This window comes from Variovorax sp. efr-133-TYG-130 (assembly GCF_030208835.1).
In the GTDB taxonomy this organism is placed as follows: domain Bacteria; phylum Pseudomonadota; class Gammaproteobacteria; order Burkholderiales; family Burkholderiaceae_C; genus Variovorax.
In genome coordinates this window covers 1-2326 of the sequence record NZ_JARVTD010000034.1, presented here as the reverse complement: position 1 = coordinate 2326, position 2326 = coordinate 1, and the positions used below count along the sequence as shown (strand labels likewise).

Here is a 2326-nt window from a genome sequence, read left to right as displayed (position 1 = left end):
ACAGGCTTCCTGAGCATGGCCCAGCCTCCGATGCAGTGGGTCGCCCGCCAGGTGGAGACGCCCTGGCTGGAGCGCGATGCGCGGGCCGAGGCGAACCCGCGGCAGGCGCTGGACGACTGGGCGAGCGAAGACCTCACACGCGGTTTCGACCTCGCGCAACCGCCCCTGGCCCGACTGCTGGCGATCCGCACCGGGCAGGACAGCCATCACCTGGTCTGGACCGCCCACCACTTGCTGCTGGACGGCTGGAGCCTTTCTCGGCTGATGGGTGAGGTATTGAGCGCCTATGCGGGCGCTGCCCTGCCGCCGCAGCCCGGCCGCTATCGCGACTACATTGCATGGCTGCAAGCGCAGGATGCCGCTGTACATGAGGCCTACTGGCGCGGCCAGCTCGCGCGCCTCGACGTGCCCACGCACCTGAGCCAGGCCTTGCCCAAGCCGGCGCAAATGGGGCCGGGACACGGCCGCTGCATTCGCACGCTGAACCTCTCGGAAACACAGCGCCTGCTGGCCTTCGCGCGGGCCGAGCGCGTGACCGTGAATACGCTGGTGCAGGCCGCCTGGTCGTTGCTGCTGGCCCGCCACACCGGACAGCGCACCGTGAGCTTCGGCGTCACGGTGGCGGGGCGCCCCACCGAGCTGCGCGGCGCCGACCAGGTGCTGGGCCTGTTCATCAACACCCTGCCGATGATCGTCGGCATCGAGCCAGGCCGGCCCGTGGGCGACTGGCTGCGAATGCTGCAGGCACAGAATCTGGCATCGCGCGAACACGAGCACACGCCGCTGCACGAGATCCAGCGCTGGGCCGGGCAGGGTGGCGGGCAGGGCTTGTTCGACAGCATCGTCGTGTTCGAGAACTATCCGGTCGACCAGGCGCTGAAGGCAAATTCACCCGGCGGACTGCGCTTTGGTGACATCGCGCACAGCGAGGAAAGCAACTACCCGATGACCCTGGTTGTGCGGCAGGCCGACACGCTGGGGCTGCAGTTCGGGTTCATGCGCGACAGTTTCGACGAGCAGACCGCCTCGGCGATCGGGGATCGGATGCGGCAATTGCTGCTGCAGCTGGTCGAGGCGAAGGCGACATGCCTGGATGGGCTCGAGCTGCTGGACGTGGCGTCACGCAACACCGTGCAGGCCTGGGGGGCCGAACAGGCACAGTCGGCGATGGCTTCCAGCGCTTCGCTGCACGGTCTGTTCGAGCAGCAGACCCGCACGCGGCCGCAGGCCACGGCGTTGGTGTACGGGGAGCACCGACTCAGCTACGCGGAGCTCAATGCGCAGGCGAACCGCCTGGCGCATCGCCTCGTCGCACTCGGCGTGCGGCCCGAGGATCGCGTCGGCCTGGCGGTGGAGCGTGGCATCGAGATGGTGGTCGCGCTGCTGGCCATCCTGAAGGCTGGTGCCGCCTATGTGCCGCTGGACCCGGCCTATCCGTCCGATCGCCTGGCCCACATGATGGAAGACAGCGGCATCGCGTTGCTGCTCACGCACAGCGAGGTGCAGTCTGACCTGCCGCCCAGCGGTCCCGACGTGCGCGTGCTCGCGCTGGACACGCTCGATCTGCAGTCCGGGCCGGCGCACGATCCGGCCGTGCCGCAGCATGCGGACCAGCTGGCCTATGTGATCTACACCTCGGGTTCCACCGGCAAGCCCAAGGGCGCCCAGTTGTGCCATCGACAGGTGGTGCGGCTGCTGAGCGCGACGCAGGACTGGTTCCATTTCGGCGCGGACGATGTGTGGACCTTGTTCCACTCCTATGCCTTCGACTTCTCGGTCTGGGAAATCTTCGGTGCCCTGTGCCACGGTGGCCAGCTCGTGGTGGTGCCTTTCTGGATCAGCCGCTCACCCGACGACTTTTTGGCGCTGCTGCGCGAGCGGCGCGTCACAGTGCTGAACCAGACGCCGTCCGCCTTCCGCCAGTTGATGACCGCGCGCGAGCTGTACGAGGAGGGCAGCCTGTCGTTGCGCCACGTGATCTTCGGTGGTGAAGCGCTGGAACCGCAAAGCCTGAGGCCGTGGATCGAATGCTTCGGCGATGCGCAGCCAAGGCTGATCAACATGTACGGCATCACCGAGACCACCGTCCACGTGACCTACCGGCCCATCACGGCACTCGATCTCGAGGTGCCGCGCAGCCCGGTCGGCGTGAACATTCCGGACCTGAGCATGCATGTGCTGGATTCTGATCTGCATCGGGTCCCTCACGGTGTCGCGGGCGAGTTGTATGTGTCGGGTGCCGGTCTTGCGCGCGGCTACCTGAACCGCGCAGGCCTGACGGCGCAGCGCTTCATCGCCGACCCGTTCGAAGAGGGTGGCGGCCGGC

General features: G+C 67.6%; 1 protein-coding gene. It reads left to right on the top strand.

The features are described from left to right. On the top strand, nucleotides 1-2326 hold a 2326-nt coding region (locus QRN67_RS28225; RefSeq protein ID WP_503010951.1), incomplete at both ends, for an amino acid adenylation domain-containing protein.